Source organism: Prosthecobacter sp. (assembly GCF_044222565.1).
Classification (GTDB): Bacteria; Verrucomicrobiota; Verrucomicrobiia; order Verrucomicrobiales; family Verrucomicrobiaceae; genus Prosthecobacter.
Genome location: NZ_JBGANA010000007.1, coordinates 150,190 through 167,105, shown reverse-complemented (window position 1 = coordinate 167,105; position 16,916 = coordinate 150,190). Strand labels below are relative to the sequence as shown.

Below are 16,916 nucleotides of genomic sequence, written 5' to 3'. Positions count from 1 at the left end.
CTGCTTTCATCGCGCCCGACCATGACCTCCCGCCGCCACTTTCTCTCCGCCACCTCAGCCGCATTTGCCTCCTCTTCATTTCACATCTTTGGAGCAGACCCGGCCAAAAAATACCGCACGGCTCTGATCGGCTCCGGGTGGTGGGGCATGAACATCCTGAAGGAGGCTGTGGCTGGCGGTCGCGTCAAAGTCTGCGCGTTGTGCGATGTCCATGAAGACGTCGCTTCCAACGCGGGCGACACCATCAACGGCCTCTCCGGAGACGACCCCAAGCTCTACAAAGACTACCGCGAACTGCTGGAGAAGGAGAAGCCGGAGATCGTCATCATCGCCACACCGGACCACTGGCACGCGTTGCAAACCATCGCCGCCTGCAAAGCTGGATCCCATGTCTACGTCGAAAAACCCACCGGCCACACCATCAACGAAAGCAAGGCCATGGTGAAAGCCGCCCGCGAAGCCGGCGTCGTCGTGCAAGTCGGCCTCCACCGCCGCATCGGCCCCCATCACGTCGAGGCCATGAACTTCCTCAAATCCGGTGCCGTCGGCAAGGTGGGCATGGTGCGTGCCTTTGCCGACAGCCGCGGCGGCCCCGAGCAGGCGAAACCAAACAGCCAAATTCCCGAAGGCATGGACTGGGACCTGTGGTGCGGCCCGGCACCCGTGCGCCCCTTCAACTCCAAGATGCATCCCGGCGGCTGGCGCAATTTCCTCGACTACGCCAACGGCACCATGGCCGACTGGGGCGTGCACTGGCTGGACCAGATCCTCCTCTGGAGCAACGAGAAGGGACCGAAGAAGATCTTCTGCACCGGCGGCCGCCCCATCGCAGGACCTGCAGTGCTGACCGACAAAGAGCAAACCACGGATGCGCCCGACCATCAGGTGGCCACGTTTGAGTTTGAACAGTTCACCGCCGTGTGGGAGCACCGCAAGTTCGCCGAGAACAACAACGAGAAGCACAAGATCGGCTGTTACTTCTATGGCGAGAAAGGCGTGCTGCACATCGGCTGGCGCGATGGCTGGACCTTCTATCCCGCCGACCCCAAAGGCACCCAGCAGCACGGCGACCACAAGCTGCAGGAGCCGGACGGCCACAACATCGCCCTACTCTGGGCCGATTTCATCGACGCCATCGAAAACAAAAAGAAGCCGGTCGCCGACATCGAAAGCGCCCACCGCTCCACCTGCCTGCCGCTTCTCGGCATGCTCAGCTACAAAGCAGGCCGCAGCATCCAGTGGGATCCTGAAAAGGAACTGATCCTTGGCGATGCGGAAGCCAGCAAACTCATGGAGCGCGAATACCGCAAGCCGTGGGTGTATCCGGTTTAATGCCCCCGATATCGCCTCCGTCTCACGCAAATTCCCGCATTCCTTTTGACGTTTGCGGCAGTATGTTCCGTGGCCGCCGCCGACCTGCCTAAAACCGACTAATTCTTCGACGCGTCAGCGCATGCCATGCTGCCGCTGCCCTGCCCAGGGTCCAGGGTTTAAAATATCTTCACTTCACCTTGCGATTTCCGCCAGCTTTCGACATGGCTCTGTGAATCAGGCATCCTTCCTGCTTTGACCAGTCCGCACCAGCCCAGCCATGTCCGAAACACCCCCGCAAAACCTCCGCACCCACGGCTTTCAACTTCTCGAAGACGACCTGCGCTACCTCATGGAAGCCTTTTCCGCAGTGCTGAAGCAACTGGGGGAACCTGAGCTGGCTTCCAGCCTTCCCTGGATTGGCACAGGTGTGCCGCAGCAGACGAACCGTTCGCTTGGCCAGGCCTATTCCATTGCCTTTCAGATGCTCAATGTGGTGGAGGAGCGCGCCGCCTCCCAAATCCGCCGCCTGCGTGAGAAGAAGAGCGGCCCCGAGGCTGAAAAAGGCCTGTGGGCAGACTATTTGAAGCAGCTGCGTGAGCTGGGACTGAAGGAAAGCGACATCCTGGCCGCCATGAAGGACGTGTGCGTGGAGCCGGTACTGACCGCGCACCCCACGGAGGCCAAGCGCGAGACCGTGCGTGAGCTCCATCGTGAGATCTACAGTCTCATGAACCGCCATGAGAACCCGGCCTACACCCCGCGTGAACAGGCCCGGCTGCAAAGCCAGCTGCGCACCCAGTTGGAAAATCTCTGGCGCACCGGTGAGATCCACGTCACGCGCCCGAGCATTGAGGCCGAACTGCAAAACGCCCTCTACTACTTGCGCGATGTGTTTCCCGAAGCTCTCGCCCGCGCGCACACCCACCTGCGCGAAGCCTGGCAGGCCAATGGCTACAACACCGCAGAAATCGATGAGCTGCCTCCCCTGCTCCGCTTTGGCTCCTGGATCGGCGGCGACCGCGATGGCCATCCTTTTGTGACTGCGGATGTGACTCGGCATGCCTTGGTGGCCCTGCGCAAAAACGCCCTGCGTGTACAGCGCCGTGCGCTGGAGTCGCTGGCCTTTCATCTGCCGCTGAGCTCGCTCTTTCAGGTCACCCCGCCGCTGCTCACGGAGCTGATCACCACGCTGACCACGCAGCTAAAAGCCGAGCCGAGCGTGGATCTGGCCTACATCCTGGAGCGCAACAAGGAGGAGCCCTGGCGTGCCGCCGTTTACCTCATGCGGGCCAAGGTGCTGCTGGCCGTGGAAAAGCCTTCCTCGCCCGCTGCGTATGTGCAGCCGCAGGAGCTGCGGGCAGACATCGACACCCTCGCCCAGACTTTGCTCGAAGTCGGAGACAAGGCGGTGGTCGAAGAACAGATCGTTCCGTTCCGCCGGAATCTCAACGCGTTCGGCTTCCACTCCGCAGCTCTCGATGTGCGGCAGAACTCTGCCTTCCACGAGAAAGCGCTCGATCAGCTTCTACGTGCCGCAGGCCTGCTGGAGGGTGGCTCGTTCATCGACTGGAGCATCGAGAAAAAGCGTGCCTTGATTGACCGCGAGCTGACTTCGCCGCGGCCCTTCCTTGCCCCGGGCATCTCCGCGGGTCACGAGGCGGATACCGTCATCGCATGCCATCGCGTGCTGGCGGATCACCGCGCCCAGTTTGGCAACGCCGGACTCGGCTCACTCATTGTTTCGATGACACGCTGCGTGGAGGACCTGCTCGTGGTCTTCCTGCTGGCGCGTGAGGCCGGCCTCATGCAGTGGAGCGAGGAAGGCCTCGTCTGTCCGCTGCCGGTGGTGCCGCTGTTTGAAACCATGGGCGACCTCGAAGCAGGCCCGGGCATTGTGGATGCTTTCCTGTCTCATCCCGTGGTGAAACGCAGCCTCACCGCCCAGACGAGCCAAGGCAGCTCTCCCGTGTTTCAGGTCATGGTCGGCTACTCCGACTCCAACAAAGACTGCGGCATCGTCGCCAGCCAGTGCGCCCTGCATCGTGCGCAGCGGGAGCTGTCCGACACCATTCACAGTCACGGGGCGCGGCCCATCTTCTTCCATGGTCGTGGCGGCACTGTGGGCCGCGGAGCAGGTCCCACGCACTGGTTCATGGAGGCGCTTCCTCACGGCTCGCTCAGCGGCGGCATGCGCATGACGGAGCAGGGAGAAACCATCGCGCAGAAATACGCGCACATTGGTTCCGCAGTGTACAATGCCGAACTCCTCATCGCCTCCACCACGGCGGCGACGGTGCGCCATCGTGGTGCGGAGTCCTGCGCGCATCCGGAACTGGAGGTGCTGTTTGACAAGCTCGCCGCAGACAGCCGCGATGCTTATCGCGCCTTCCTTCACGCCCCGGACTTCATCAAGTTTTACCGTCAGGCCACGCCGATCGATGCCTTGGAAAATTCACGCATCGGCTCGCGTCCCGCACGCCGCACGGGGCAGGCTTCCATCGATGACCTGCGCGCCATCCCATGGGTCTTCTCCTGGACGCAGTCGCGCTTCTATCTCCCCGGCTGGTTCGGGGCCGGCAGCGCTCTCAACAAGCTCAAAAAGGATGACCCGAAGGGGTTCGAGACGCTCGCCACCGCACTGCCAGAGTCCGCGTTTTTGCGCTACGTCCTCACGAACATCGAAAGCTCCCTGGTCAGTGCCAACACGGACCTCATGCGCGCCTACGCAGGTCTGGTTGAGGACACGGTCGTGCGTGACCGCTTCCTCAACATGATCCTGGCCGAATACGAAGCCACGCGCAGCATCATCGACGAGCTCTTCCATGGCACCTTTGCGGATCGCCGCCCACGCCTGGCCTACACGCTGAACATTCGCGAAGAACCGCTGAAGGTGCTGCACCACCAGCAGATCGCCCTCCTGCGCGAGTGGCGCGCGCTGGTGGCCGCGGACAAAACGGAGGCCGCGGACGCGATGGTGACGGACCTGCTGATTTCCATCAACGCGATCGCATCTGGTCTGCGCACCACGGGTTGAGAACGGAGCCACCTCTGCGGCGCGCAGCATCTCTCCTCTCACCACGCCCCATTGAAAACGGGTCTGCATTCCCGCTGCGGCAGACCGGTTCGGGAACACGAGCAGCGTTCCGTCCGTGGATGTGTTTGGCGATGAACGCTTCGGGCCCTATCTCCCTCACTTGTGGGCGGCTCAGTTGTTGTCGCCCTTGAACAGACGCTTGAAGAAGTGGCCGACTTCGAGGCCGGTGTCGCCGGTCCATTCCCAGGCGTGACGGGCGGCGCGGCGCACATCGTCGGCAGCTTTTTCGCCTTTGGAATTGGGCGGATTGCGTGGAGCATTTGGAGGCATGGCGGCCAGGTCTTTTTCCCACTGCTGATTGATCACGGCTCCCGTTTCGGCGGAGATGACGATGAAGCCCACTTCTTCGTTGTTGGTGTCATTGAGCGCCAGGCCCCACTCCGGCGCGCCGGTGGTGACATTGGCGGCGAGCTGATAGGAGACGGTGACGAAGTTGGTCTTCGCCAGCGCGGCGTTTTGCTGGGCGATTTTCAGCACGTCGGACGAGCGGAGCTTGATGCGGTTGAAAACGATGACCTGCGGTGGCACGCGGGTGAGCAGCTTGGCGCCCGCCCCGGCAGGCCGGGGCGCCCAGCCGTTGGTGCCTGCAGTGAGGAGTGCGCAAACGAGTTCGCCCGGACGGAAGGGATCGCGAGCAAATACGGACCACTGCGCGGGATCGGTGGCGATGGCGGTGGCGGGAGACTGCAGCAGCACCACGCCTTCGGCGGTGGCGGCACCATACTCTTGATCGATGATGGTGGCGATCTCCGGATTGGCGTGGCTCAACGTGGCACTGGCAAGCAGGAAGCTGAAAAAGAGGGTGGTTTTCATGACAGGTGGGCGGTGAGGGGTTGGGGTGTGGACTGGTTTTGACAGCGTCAAAATGGAAACGCCGCAGAGATTTTCAAATAATCCCGGCGGCGTTTCAGAATTTTGGAAGTGGGAGCGGCGGTTAGTCGCGGCTGCTCAGCTTGGCCAGGAGGCGCAGAATTTCGAGGTAGAGCCACACCAGCGTGACAAGCAGGCCGAAGGCAGCATACCACTCCATGTGCTTCGGCGCACCGGCGGCACAGCCGTTTTCAATGAAGTCGAAGTCGAGCACCAGATTAAGCGCGGCGAGGATGACGACGAAAGCGGAGAAGCAGATGCCAATCGTGCCGTTGTCAAAGATGCCGGGAACGTGGATGCCAAACATGTTGAGCACCATCACCGCAAGGTAGAAGAGCAACACGCCGATGGTGGCGGCAAAAATACCGAGCTTGAAGTTCTCGCTGGGCTTGATGAGGCCGGTGGAGTAGGCCGCGAGCAGGGCAAACAGGACACCGCATGTGAGCAGAACGGCGGAAAGAACGATGCCACCGTAATGCCGCTCATACAGGGCGGAGACGATGCCAACAACGACGCCTTTGGTCAGAGCATAGACGGGAGCGAGGGCCGGAGCCGTCCCTGGCTTGAAGGAGATGATCAACGCCATGAGGAACGGGACGATCCACCCGAGCGTAAGCGCCGACCCCACCCATGCAGGTGGATTGCCACTCATGGCCAGTTTCCAGCTCCAAGTGGCGGAGGCGACGAGCAACAGCGTGAGGACGCCGGTCTTGAGCACCGTGCCGCTGAGCGTCATGACGCCATCGGCAAGGTTGCCGGTGCGTGAACGATCAAAGACATCATCATTGAGTGTGGGATTCGAGGTACGCATGTGGGTGTAGGTCTGATTCGCCGGAAGACTACAAGAGATACCGGGGAAGAGTCAATGAGAGGCTTTGAGTCAATTCATATTCGATAGGCGTGATGCCCAGCTTCTGAGACTCACGGGGGTGAGAGGTGACTTTCGAGCGCATTTAAAGAGCGGACACTGGAGATTACCGTGTGAGGCGAGGCCTGATTGCCCCCTCCTCACCCCGGATTTCCTAGCGGCCTCGACTTCTTTTGGTGGAAACCAAGTATAAAATCAATATATTCCATCAATATATCCACATTTTTCTTACTCTAGTCGCGTGACAGAGGTCACGAAGCCGCACTGACTCTTTCCTTTCCGGACTTCTGCCTCCTCCTACCTGACCCCGCCCCCTCTTCGCACCGGACATGACTCTCTTTGACGCCTTGCGCATTCTTGAGCTTGAGGCCCCCATCACTCGAGATGGGGTGGACAGGGCTGGGCATGCGATAATGCAGCGGCTGGAGGATCTCGTGCGAGGATCGCCTGCGGATGCAGACCTGAACGCCCGCGCGCAGGCTTATGCGGGCGAAGTCCGCGCAGCGCATGCTTTGCTGCGGGAGCGCCCCGAGCACCTGTACCCTTACCGCATGGTGGCCCCGCCTCCGGAGCTGCAGGTGCCACCCGCTCCGGAGGCGAACACGCTGCATATGGCTGGGCAGGCTCCCGCTCCGGTGCCAGTGGCGTTTCCACCGGAGGTCGCGCAGGCAGGCGGGCTGCCGCTGCCCCACCCGGCCCCGGTTGCGCTGCCAGCCTGGGAGATTGCCTCTCAAGATCGCAGCACCCCGCCGCCTTTACCCGCACCGAGGGCTACAGTGCCCGTTGTCCGGTGTCCGGTTGCGCCCCCCCAGAGTCTTCCAGGCTGGGCGAGGATACTCGTGTGGCCCGTGGTCATCATCGCCTGTGGTGTCGGCATCTGGTACGGCGTCCAGCATTTTCACCCCTCGGGCAATCCCGCGCCCCGTCCGAAGGGTACTCTTTCCTCGAAGCCACCGGAGCCAGCAGTGCAGCCTGTCGGCCCCTCGGACGCAATAGGCCTCCGGGGCATCTCCCCAAGCGACGACCCATCAGGGACTGGTTCCGATGGCGGCACTCCGCGCCGCCTAGTCGTGGAAACGGCCCCAGACGGCAGCATCGTCGCCCACATGCCGGACGGCGCCACCATCCGCCAAACCCCGGGAGGCAACCAACACCTCACCTTTGGTCCGAAGGGCTGTCCCCCCGTTTTCCCCATCGAAGGCCTTCCCCCCTCAGGTGCCGATGCCCAGTTCCTTCGGGAGCATGCCCCAGGCGCGGGTACAGACCCCGCCGCCCGCGCTCGGTTGAAGCGCTTCGCTGACATGGGGTATGCCCAGGCGCAATACCTCCTGGCCGAGATTCTTCTGTCCCCGCCCAGCCCCCCTTCCGATGTGCCGGAGGGCCTCCGTTTGCTGGAAAAAGCCGCCGCTCAGAAGCACCGCGTGGCCCGCTACATGCTGGCATGCACCTACCTGGATGGCATTGGCCGACCCGCCGACCCGAAGAAAGGCGTGAGCATGTTGAAAAGCCTGACAGACGGCCGGACAGACGGCCGCAGCTTTCCCGAGGCAGACCTCCGGCTGGCCGATTGCCACCGAGACGGCATTGGCGTGCCGTGCGACTACGAGTACGCCCTCTCCATTTACGATGACTGGCAGTCCGAGGCCGCCGCGCAATACCGCATCAGCCTCATGTACCAGCATGGCTGCGGTCTGCCCAAGGACGATGCCGAAGCCCTGAAATGGCTGCACATAGCCGTGGTCGACAGCCATCCGCCCGCTCTGTACCAGATGGGACTGCGCTATGCGAAAGGCGAGGGCGTGCCAAAGGACGAGATCAAGGCCGCCGAAGCCTACGAGCAGGCTGCTAAGCTGGGCTACGCCCCCGCCCAGGCAGCGCTGGGCCGTTGCTACCAAAACGCCCGTGGCGTGCCGTTTACCTCAGGCCTGGCCATCCACTACTTTCAGCAGGCCGCCGTGCAGGGCTTTCCCCATGCGCAGGACTACCTGGGCACCGCCTACGCCCGGGGAGACTGCATCTGGAAAGATCCCAAGCAAGCCGCTGGCTGGTACGCCAAAGCGGCAGCCCAGGGCCACGGCCCCGCGCAGATGCATCTGGGCAAGTTCCTGCTGGAGGATCACCCCGGCCTGCCGGCAGATCCCGTGCGTGCCCTGGCATGGTTCATCCGCGCCGAATCCCAAGACGAGGAAGGTGCCGCCGAAATGGTCCGCCAAACGCGCGAGGAGCTTTCCCCGTATGAGATCGCCGAAGCCGAGCGCGCCGAATCCCAGCTGCCCCGCACGACCCCATGGAATCAGTGGCAGCCTGTTTCACGTTAGGCCGTGTGGGAAAAAAGATATTGCGAACCGCAGTGCGCACGCGAGCGCGCTGCGGCTTTTACCCTTGTATCAGGCCCATTATAATAGACCCCTTTTCAATAGTTTATGGTATAAGAAAGCAAGGCCTTGGACGACAGGGATCATAGTGATCCCCTCACGCTCCCGCCTTGCCCAGAGTACCCGAACGAGGGGACCAGGATGGCCCCCCTCCGCCAGAAACTTGATCCGCCTAGCACACCGGCTCAGCCACCCCATGGTGCGCCATCGCGGCTTTGACGAAGCCGTGGAAGAGCGGATGCGGGTTGTTCGGCTTGCTGAGGAACTCGGGATGGAACTGGCAGCCCACGAAGAAGGGATGCGCGGGGAGTTCAATGATCTCGGCCAGATCTCCCTTTGGCGAGGTGCCGGAAATGAGCATGCCCTTGCTTTCCATGAGCTCCTTGTAGTCGGAGTTGAACTCAAAGCGGTGACGATGGCGCTCGGTGATTGTGACGCTGTGGTAGAGCTCGAACGCTTTGCTGCCGGGAACGAGATCCGTGACCCAGGAGCCGAGGCGCATGGTGCCGCCTAGCTGCTTCACTTTCTTCTGCTCCTCCATGAGGCTGATCACGGGATGCGCCGTGGTCTTGTCAAACTCGGTGCTCGTCGCGCCTTTGAGATCGCAGACATTCCGGGCAAACTCAATAACGGCGATCTGCATGCCGAGGCAGATGCCGAAGTAAGGAATGCCTTTCTCGCGAGCGTAACGGGCGGCGGTGATTTTGCCTTCCGTGCCGCGATCACCAAAGCCACCGGGGATGAGGATGCCCTGCAGTCCGGCGAGATAAAGATCCGGTCCGGCTTTTTCGATGCTCTCGGCGTCCACGCGGATGATGTCCACCTTGCAGTCGTTGGCAGCCCCTGCATGAGTGAGGGACTCGTAGATGCTTTTGTAGGCATCCTGCAGTTCGATGTATTTGCCCACCACGCCGATGCGGACGTGGTGTGTGGGATGAATGACACGCTGCACAAAGTTACGCCAGCGGGTGAGATCCGGCTGCGGGGTGGTCAAATTGAGCTGGCGGCAGACGTTGTCGTCCAGGCGCTCTTCGTGGAGCTTCAAGGGCACCTCGTAGATGGTGTGCTTCACATCGCGCACTTCGACAACGGAGTCGATGGGCACGTTGCCAAAGAGGGAGATCTTCTCGCGCACGTCCGAGTCCAGCGGGTGCTCGGTGCGGCAGAGGATGATGTTCGGGGCGATACCGATCTCACGCAGCTTGGCGATGCTCTGCTGCGTGGGCTTGGTCTTGAGTTCCTGCGCGGCCTTGATGTAAGGCACAAGGGTGGCGTGGATGTAAAGCACATTCCCCGCGCCCACTTCATGGCCGAACTGGCGGATGGCCTCCAGGAAGGGCAGTCCTTCGATGTCTCCCACTGTGCCGCCGATTTCGGTGATGATGACGTCTCCGCCCATCTTCGACTCGACCTCGTGCATGCGGGCCTTGATCTCATTGGTGACGTGCGGGATCACCTGCACGGTACGGCCCTGGTATTTGCCGGCGCGTTCCTTGTCCAGCACGCTCTGGTACACCTGGCCGGAGGTGATGTTGTTGAGGCGGGAGAGATTGGTATGGGTAAAGCGCTCGTAGTGGCCGAGATCCAGGTCCGTCTCCGCACCGTCATCCAGCACATAGACTTCCCCGTGCTCGTACGGATTCATGGTACCGGGGTCAATGTTCAGGTACGGGTCAAACTTCTGCATGATGACCTTCAGGCCGCGCAGCTCGAGCAGCGTGCCCAGGGAGGATGCGGCAAGCCCTTTGCCAAGTGAACTGACGACGCCGCCGGTGACAAAAATGTATTTCATGATCCTTCTCGGTTGGAGGTTGTCGGGGTGCAGTTCAAGAAGATTGTTTTTGAAGATGCTTTTCGATAGCATCCGCCTGCTCCGGTGTGTCCACCCCAGGGGAGAGTTCGTCCGTCAGCACCACCCGGATGCGGGTGCCGTTTTCCACGGCGCGCAGCTGCTCCAGAGATTCGGTCTGTTCCAGCCGCGAGGGCGGCCAGGCCACAAACTGGAAGAGGAAGCTGCGCTGAAAGCCGTAGATGCCCAGGTGGCGGTAGCTGCGCGGCCACGCCTCCGGGTTGCGCAGGTAGGGCAGCGGTGAGCGGGAGAAATAAAGCGCGTCTCCGTGCGTGTCGAAGATGACCTTCACCACATTGGGATCGCTGATCTGCGCGGCATCCTGGATGGGCGCGGCGGCGGTGATCATGCGCACGCTGGGGTCGTCGCGCAGGGTGCGGGCCAGTTCGTCGATCAAAGCGGGGGAAATGAGCGGCTCGTCTCCCTGCACATTGATGATGACGCGGTGGTCCGGGAAGGAATTCGCCGCTTCCGCGATGCGGTCCGTGCCGCTCGGGTGATCCGGGGAGGTAAGGACGTATTTGGCCCCGAACGCCGCGGCGGCCTCGGCAATGCGGGCGTCATCGGTGGCGATGATCACATCGTCGATCTGTTTGCACTCCTGGCAGCGCTCCCAGACGTGCTGCACTAGCGGTTTTCCGGCGATGAGGTGGAGCGGCTTGCCTGGGAAGCGGGTGGAACCCCAGCGGGCAGGAATGGCGACGAGCGTACGGGAGGAGGAAGAGTCGGAGGATGCCAAAGTGTGTTGGGAGGCAGGTTCCCCTGAGATGACGCGGAAGCCACTGCGATGCAAGGGGGAATTGCTGACCTCGATTGCGGGGACAAGCGCTTCTTTAGGCGCGTCCTAATCCTCGTCCTCGCTCCTGCTGCGCTGCTTCGAGTGGAAGGCTTTGAGTTTCACGTTGCTCCCGCTTTGCGGCAGCATCGGGCCGGGCGGGCCCTTGTATAAAAACCATCCGCTGGGACTCCCCTGAAAGTCAGGGGAATCCGCGGAAGGTGGGTGCTTACTTGACGTGCTGATTCACCAGCTTGGTCATCTCAAACATGGTCACCTGGCTCTTGCCACCGAAGACGGCCTTCAGAGCCTCGTCGGCGTTGATGTTGGTCTTCTTGGCCTGGTCCTGGAGACCGTTTGCCTTGATGTAGTCCCACAGTTTCTTGGTCAGTTCACCGCGGGAGAGAGGTTCCGAACCCACGACCTTGGCGAGGGCCTCGTCCGGCTGGACGGGCTTGCTGAGGGCGGGATTGGCTTTACGTGCGGGTTTGGAGGTAGGTTGGTCAGACATGGGGGGTAGAGGCTTGCAGCATCCGGGGCCACGGTCAACCACAGTCATGCATTGAAACGATTCTATGCGAGAAATACACCAACATCTGCAATTTCTATAAATGCAAGATAGGCGCCCGACTCACAATTCGCCTTTTCTTTCGGCATCTTCACCCGCCTCCAGCATCCGTATGCTCTTTTCCACCAGCGGCAGCCACAGGCTTACGCGCGTCCCCAGGCCCTCCCGGCTTTCGATGTCGATCTCCCCGCCGTGCTCGCGGATGATGCGGCGGACGATGAGCAGGCCCAGGCCGGTGCCGGTGCTGCGGGTGGTGGAAAAAGGCTGGAAGAGCTTGCCCATCTGCTCGGCATTGATCCCCTTCCCCGTGTCCTCAAAACTCAGGCGCACTTCGAAGTCGGTGAAGGTGCCGTTGATCGTGAGCGTACCTCCTTGAGGCATGGCCTGGCAGGCGTTGCGGATGAGATTGTACACGGCCTGCTTCATCTGCCCTGCGTCCAGCAGCACGGGAGGCAGATCGGCCCGGAGGTCGAGCTTCAGCTTCACCTTGGAGGCCTCGATCTCGGGCTGGAGGAAGCGTACGCATTCGTCCAGCAGCTCGCGCAGCTGCACGCGCTGGAGCTGGGGCTTGGTGGGGCGGATGGCCGCGAGGAACTGGCCGATGATGAAGTCCAGCCGTTTGATCTCCCCGGTGGCCACGTCCAGGTGCTCCTGCAGGCTGGCCCCCTTGGCTCCCATTTTCTTCAGGCGGCGCTCCAGGAGCTGCAGGTGGATGGTGAGGGAATTGAGCGGATTTCCCAGCTCATGCGCCACACCAGCGGCGAGGAGGGTGAAGGCGTTGAGACGCTCGCTCTCCAGCTGCTCCTCGGTGCGCTTCCGCGTCTCGGTGACATCGCGGATGAGCATGACGAAGCCCTGGGAGGCGTCGTCGTCGATGCTGGTGATGTAGAAATTGAGGTAGCGGTTTTCCGGGTAGAAGACCTCGAGGTCGCGGCTGACGATGGTGCCGGGGATGAGCAGCTCGCTCCAGTCCAGCCCACGCACGCCCTGAGCCAGGCGCTGCCCCAGCACCTGATCACGCTCCAGGCCAAAGAAGGTGCAGGCGGCGCGGTTCACGTAGGTGACCTTGTTTTCGGTATCGAGGAGGATGACGCCCTCCTGAAGCGCATCGAAGACCTTTTCCTGAAATTTCTTTTCCCGCGCCAGCTCCAGCACGATGCCCTGGACCTCGCCCGGCTCCAGGCGGTCCATGCGTTTGATAAGCTTGTCGATGAACGCAGATCTCATAGGTTGGCGGGAATGAACGACCTCCTCATTGTCCTTTGCACCTTCCCCGACCTCGGGAAAGCCCGCGAGACTGGCACGGCGCTGGTGGAACTGCAACTCGCCGCCTGCGTGAATCTCATCCCCGCCGTGGAATCCATCTACCGCTGGCAGGGCAAAGTCGAGACCTCAGCCGAGGTCCTGGCCGTGTTTAAGACGACGGCTGGAGCGTGGCCGACATTTGAGGCGCGGCTGAAGCAGCTGCATCCGTATGAGGTGCCGGAGATCGTGGCGCTGAGGCCGGAGCAGGTGAGCGCCGCGTATGCGCGGTGGGTCACGCAATCAGTCCTCTGAAAATGCGGGACCTCTCCGCCACGGCCAAGGTGTGGCGGCAGGCTTTTGATCCCGGTGTTGCGATTAATGTCTGTTTGTTGAAGTCGTAATGAAAAAGGTGTCGGGCTACCCGCGCCTACCCGACATGCGGCCTTCACCTGCGCGTAAGTGTCTCGCGAGCCGCTAGGTCCGCGAGATAAGACTGGGTGGCCGGGTGATCTAGCTTGTGACAGCAAGTCCGATCCTCTGACGGAGCTAGATCACCCGGCCGCCATATCTGCTTTAACAGGCCTGATGACCTGCAAACTCTCCCATCCCAGCGAAAAAACAACATGTAATAGCCGCTGACCTTGAAGCCTTTGGATGACACAGCCCAAACACGGTAGCGGTCCGCACATCCATTGTCGTAGGTGTACAAGACAAGATCTCCGGGCACAAACAACCGGTGAGGCCGCTGAATGATGGCAAAAAAAGGAAAATCACACAGTCGTGGGGTGCGTTGCATCCGTGACTCCGCCATGGCAACCTCATGCTCCCCATACAGCTGCGCCTCCTGCCGCATGCCTTCGGTCCAATAGTAAGCAAAGGTAGCAGCATACTGGTCCAGAGGGGCCAGATAGGTTTTATGCCGCTGGGTCATAACGTGACGGATTCGTTGTTGGATGGTGGTGTCTGCATTCCTAGACTGACACGGTGCGGTGGAATCGCAACTAGCCGCCTGTGAGAATCTGTTTGCCGCTGTGGAATCGATCTACCGCCAGCAGGTCAAGGTGGAGAAGTAGGCTGAGGTGCTAGCGCTGTTAAGACGACGAGCGGAGCGTGGCCGCGATTTGAGGCGCGGCTGGAAGGAGCTGCATCCGTATGAGGTGCCGGAGATCGTGGCACTGAGGCCGGAAGAGGTCAGCGCCGCGTATGCGCGGTGGGTGGGGGGAGTGTGGGGTGAGGCGGAGGCGCTCGACTGATTTTTTACACCGCAGAGATTGGAAAAACGCAGAGATTTTAAATTCTGGACCTCTGCGTTTTCCGATCCCTGCGGTGTAAATTTTCATCCTTTTGCGTGAGCATGAATTCGGTGAATTTCGGTGACGAGCGAATCGGAGTGAAAGTTGAGACAGAGCCCCGAGTTGACGCCAGATGCCTTCAGCAGAGACCGATCTCTCGCAAGTTGGAGGGGGCCTAGCTCCTTCACGCAGTGGCAGACTACCATCAGACTATCCTCAACGATCATTGGCACTTCTTTGCGGCTGAGTATCAGCTGATCACGATAGATCAGATTTGCGGGCAGATTGATCTCCGTGCGGATGCCTTTCAAGCTTAGCGCCTTCACCAGACATGCCTCATAGGCGCTTCGAAGCAGTCCATGGCCCAGTTCATACCGCACCTCCAAACCAGCGGCGAGCACTTCGCGGGAAAGGTCGTCAAAATTCTCCGAATTCAGGATTCCGTTCTGAAAACGAGAAGCAGGTTTCAGCGAAGAAGCCCTGCGAAAAATCCCGTCCCGGAGAATCAGTGTATTGAAGTTCATCAGGAGCCCCAATGGCAGAGAGGAAAGACGCAGATAAGTAAACACCTGAGCCTCATGGACGGGATGAATTTTCTCCACAGCTTTGAGTTCCAGCACCAACTGCCCGGAAATAACCAGGTCCAGGCGATAGCCGCAGTCGAGTTCCTCTCCGTGGTACGAAAGAGGCTGGGGGACCTGGCATTGATGCTCGATCCCGAGAGCATCCAATTCCAGGTGCAATGCATGCTCATAATCCGCCTCATCAAGCCCTGGCCCGAAAGTACGATGAACTGCAATGCCTGCTCCGATGACGCGCTTGGTGAGATCACTGCCAAGATCGGGGTGTGATGAGGAAGGCATAAGAAACCAGAACCTTACACCGCAGAGATAAGAAAAACGCAGAGATTTTCCAATCAGAAATCTCTGCGTTTATCCAATCTCTGCGGTGTAAAATCCGGTCTCCTACGCCTCCATTACCTCACCCAGCGCCCGCTGAATCCGCGCCAGCGTCTTCTCTTTGCCAATCAAATGCGCAATGGTCGTCACACCCGGTCCACGGGATTGACCGCTCAGCGCAAAACGCAGCAGGGGCATCATCGCGCCGGGTTTCACGGCGAGGGCTTTGGCGGCGGCTTCCACGGCATCGTGCACGCTCTGCTCGGTCCACTCGGCGGCTAGGGCGAGCTGCTCGCTGGCGGCTTTGAGGAGGCCGGGGTTTTCGGGCTTGGCTTTGAGCTTGGTGACGACGTCGGCTTCGAAGGGGTAGTCTTCGCGGAAGAAGTAATGCACCCACTCCGGAAACTCAGTGAGCAGGCTCACCTTTTCGCGGACGCTGTGCACGGCGGCGGCGGCCATGGCGTCATCGGTCCAGAAGAGGCCTGCGTCGGTGAGGAAGCGGCGGGCGCTTGCCAGCAGGGCTTCGGGGCTCAGTTCGCGGAGATACTGCGCGTTGAACCACTGCGCTTTCTTGAGGTCAAACTTCGCGTTGCTGCTGTGGATGGCGCTGGCGTCAAAGAGTGCGGTGAGTTGTTCGCGGCTGAGTTTTTCGCTCTCGGCCTTGGGCGTCCAGCCGAGCATGCAGAGGTAGTTGAACACGGCGTCGGGCAGGAAGCCGGCATTCATGTAGCTGTGCTCGATGGCGCTGCCGGCATCGCGCTTGCTCATCTTGGTGCCGTCCGGATTCAGGATCAGCGGGATGTGGGCGTAGGTGGGCGGCGTGGCACCGAAGGCGTTGAAGAGGTCGATGTGCTTCCAGGTGTTGGAGAGGTGGTCCTCGCCACGCAGCACGTGCGTCATGCGCATTTCGATGTCGTCCACCACGTTCACAAAGTGGAAGATGTAGCTGCCGTCCGGGCGGCGGATGGTCATGTCCGGCTCTTCGGTGGGGGCAAAGGTGACATCTCCGCAGACGAGGTCGTGCACGGTGATGGCCGTGCGGCTGAATTTGAAACGCTGCGCGCCATCGGGCTCGGCATAGACGCGGCCTGCGTCTTCCAGCTTCTTGAAGTAGGCGTCGTAGATGTCCTTGCGCTGGCTCTGGAAATACGGGCCGCAGTCGCCACCAGCCTCGGGGCCTTCGTCCCAGTCGAGGCCCAGCCAGCGCAGGCCTTTGATGATGCCTGCGGCAGCTTCGGCGGTGTTGCGTGCGCCGTCGGTGTCTTCCACTCGGAGAATGAAGGTACCGCCTTCCTTGCGGGCCATGAGCCAGTTGAAGAGGGCCGTGCGGGCACCTCCGACGTGGAGGTCACCAGTGGGGGAAGGAGCAAAGCGGACGCGAATGGACATGGGTGGATGAAAAGAAGTAGCGCGGGCAATCTGCCCGCTCTGGGCGGCGGTTGAAAAACGGGTGGTGACAATAGCCGGGATTCGCCAATGCAAATTTCAAATCTCACATTTCCAAAGCGGCGCGGGGCGATTCAGAGACACGCTGGCACTCGGATTCCACACCGCAGAGACTTGAAAAACGCAGAGATTTTCCAGAGGGGATTCAGACCAATGTCTGCGGCGTTCCACTCTCTGCGGTGCAAGATCCGGCGGAGATTGTTTTCCATTCATCGTTTCAAACTTCACCCCTCGCTTCAGATTAAACGCTGCAGAGCTGGGAACGGCGCAGAGATTTCCTTTTTAAAACCTCTGCGTTTTTCAAATCTCTGCGGTGCAAGA

At 60.9% G+C, this 16,916-nt stretch carries 12 protein-coding genes and 1 pseudogene; 5 read left to right on the top strand and 8 right to left on the bottom strand.

Annotated features, from left to right (window positions below; translation table 11 throughout):
• Positions 1-21 precede the first annotated feature (21 nt).
• Positions 22-1,332, top strand: coding sequence for a Gfo/Idh/MocA family protein (locus ACILSR_RS12365; RefSeq protein WP_395750085.1), 1,311 nt, complete (start codon positions 22-24; stop codon positions 1,330-1,332).
• 259 nt (positions 1,333-1,591) lie between these two features.
• Entirely contained in the window at positions 1,592-4,348 is a 2,757-nt protein-coding gene (locus tag ACILSR_RS12360) for a phosphoenolpyruvate carboxylase (protein ID WP_395750084.1), read from the top strand.
• A gap of 171 nt (positions 4,349-4,519) precedes the next feature.
• Here ACILSR_RS12360 and ACILSR_RS12355 read toward each other — a convergent pair whose 3' ends face one another.
• Positions 4,520-5,221 (bottom strand): hypothetical protein, encoded by a 702-nt coding sequence (locus tag ACILSR_RS12355; RefSeq protein WP_395750083.1) that lies wholly within the window; start codon positions 5,219-5,221, stop codon positions 4,520-4,522.
• A 121-nt stretch (positions 5,222-5,342) separates the two neighbouring features.
• Positions 5,343-6,089 (bottom strand): Bax inhibitor-1/YccA family protein, encoded by a 747-nt coding sequence (locus tag ACILSR_RS12350; RefSeq protein ID WP_395750082.1) that lies wholly within the window; start codon positions 6,087-6,089, stop codon positions 5,343-5,345.
• Between the two features lie 386 nt (positions 6,090-6,475).
• Here ACILSR_RS12350 and ACILSR_RS12345 point away from each other — a divergent pair, with 386 nt between their 5' ends.
• Complete coding sequence (locus tag ACILSR_RS12345; protein WP_395750081.1) at positions 6,476-8,464, top strand: hypothetical protein; 1,989 nt, start codon at positions 6,476-6,478, stop codon at positions 8,462-8,464.
• 229 nt (positions 8,465-8,693) lie between these two features.
• Here the strand turns inward: ACILSR_RS12345 and ACILSR_RS12340 are convergent, their stop codons facing one another.
• The 4 genes from ACILSR_RS12340 to ACILSR_RS12325 all read right to left on the bottom strand — a co-directional run bounded on the left by ACILSR_RS12340 (position 8,694) and on the right by ACILSR_RS12325 (position 12,940).
• Positions 8,694-10,313, bottom strand: coding sequence for a CTP synthase (locus tag ACILSR_RS12340; RefSeq protein ID WP_395750080.1), 1,620 nt, complete (start codon positions 10,311-10,313; stop codon positions 8,694-8,696).
• Positions 10,314-10,347: 34 nt separating this feature from the next.
• The gene (gene kdsB / locus ACILSR_RS12335) at positions 10,348-11,109 is read right to left on the bottom strand and encodes a 3-deoxy-manno-octulosonate cytidylyltransferase (RefSeq protein WP_395750079.1); all 762 of its coding nucleotides are present in this window, start codon (positions 11,107-11,109) and stop codon (positions 10,348-10,350) included.
• Positions 11,110-11,374: 265 nt separating this feature from the next.
• Entirely contained in the window at positions 11,375-11,656 is a 282-nt protein-coding gene (locus ACILSR_RS12330) for an SWIB/MDM2 domain-containing protein (protein ID WP_395750078.1), read from the bottom strand.
• Between the two features lie 120 nt (positions 11,657-11,776).
• Entirely contained in the window at positions 11,777-12,940 is a 1,164-nt protein-coding gene (locus tag ACILSR_RS12325) for a nitrogen regulation protein NR(II) (protein ID WP_395750077.1), read from the bottom strand.
• A 12-nt stretch (positions 12,941-12,952) separates the two neighbouring features.
• On the opposite strand from ACILSR_RS12325, the gene cutA (ACILSR_RS12320) reads away from it, so the two are divergent.
• Positions 12,953-13,270, top strand: a complete 318-nt coding sequence (cutA, locus tag ACILSR_RS12320) for a divalent-cation tolerance protein CutA (protein WP_395750076.1) — start codon at positions 12,953-12,955, stop codon at positions 13,268-13,270.
• 677 nt (positions 13,271-13,947) lie between these two features.
• Positions 13,948-14,211: pseudogene (cutA, locus tag ACILSR_RS12315) on the top strand (divalent-cation tolerance protein CutA).
• Between the two features lie 83 nt (positions 14,212-14,294).
• On the opposite strand, the gene ACILSR_RS12310 reads toward cutA (ACILSR_RS12315), so the two are convergent.
• Both ACILSR_RS12310 and ACILSR_RS12305 read right to left on the bottom strand, forming a co-directional pair.
• Positions 14,295-15,113, bottom strand: a complete 819-nt coding sequence (locus ACILSR_RS12310) for a GxxExxY protein (RefSeq protein ID WP_395750075.1) — start codon at positions 15,111-15,113, stop codon at positions 14,295-14,297.
• Positions 15,114-15,215: 102 nt separating this feature from the next.
• The gene (locus ACILSR_RS12305; RefSeq protein ID WP_395750074.1) at positions 15,216-16,538 is read right to left on the bottom strand and encodes a glutamate--tRNA ligase; all 1,323 of its coding nucleotides are present in this window, start codon (positions 16,536-16,538) and stop codon (positions 15,216-15,218) included.
• Positions 16,539-16,916 lie beyond the last annotated feature (378 nt).

Coding starts and splice junctions, on each gene's coding strand:
- ACILSR_RS12365 (WP_395750085.1), top strand. CDS start 22: ATGACCTCCCGCCGCCACTTTCTCTCCGCCACCTCAGCCGCATTTGCC.
- ACILSR_RS12360 (WP_395750084.1), top strand. CDS start 1,592: ATGTCCGAAACACCCCCGCAAAACCTCCGCACCCACGGCTTTCAACTT.
- ACILSR_RS12355 (WP_395750083.1), bottom strand. CDS start 5,221: ATGAAAACCACCCTCTTTTTCAGCTTCCTGCTTGCCAGTGCCACGTTG.
- ACILSR_RS12350 (WP_395750082.1), bottom strand. CDS start 6,089: ATGCGTACCTCGAATCCCACACTCAATGATGATGTCTTTGATCGTTCA.
- ACILSR_RS12345 (WP_395750081.1), top strand. CDS start 6,476: ATGACTCTCTTTGACGCCTTGCGCATTCTTGAGCTTGAGGCCCCCATC.
- ACILSR_RS12340 (WP_395750080.1), bottom strand. CDS start 10,313: ATGAAATACATTTTTGTCACCGGCGGCGTCGTCAGTTCACTTGGCAAA.
- ACILSR_RS12330 (WP_395750078.1), bottom strand. CDS start 11,656: ATGTCTGACCAACCTACCTCCAAACCCGCACGTAAAGCCAATCCCGCC.
- ACILSR_RS12325 (WP_395750077.1), bottom strand. CDS start 12,940: ATGAGATCTGCGTTCATCGACAAGCTTATCAAACGCATGGACCGCCTG.
- cutA (WP_395750076.1), top strand. CDS start 12,953: ATGAACGACCTCCTCATTGTCCTTTGCACCTTCCCCGACCTCGGGAAA.
- ACILSR_RS12310 (WP_395750075.1), bottom strand. CDS start 15,113: ATGCCTTCCTCATCACACCCCGATCTTGGCAGTGATCTCACCAAGCGC.
- ACILSR_RS12305 (WP_395750074.1), bottom strand. CDS start 16,538: ATGTCCATTCGCGTCCGCTTTGCTCCTTCCCCCACTGGTGACCTCCAC.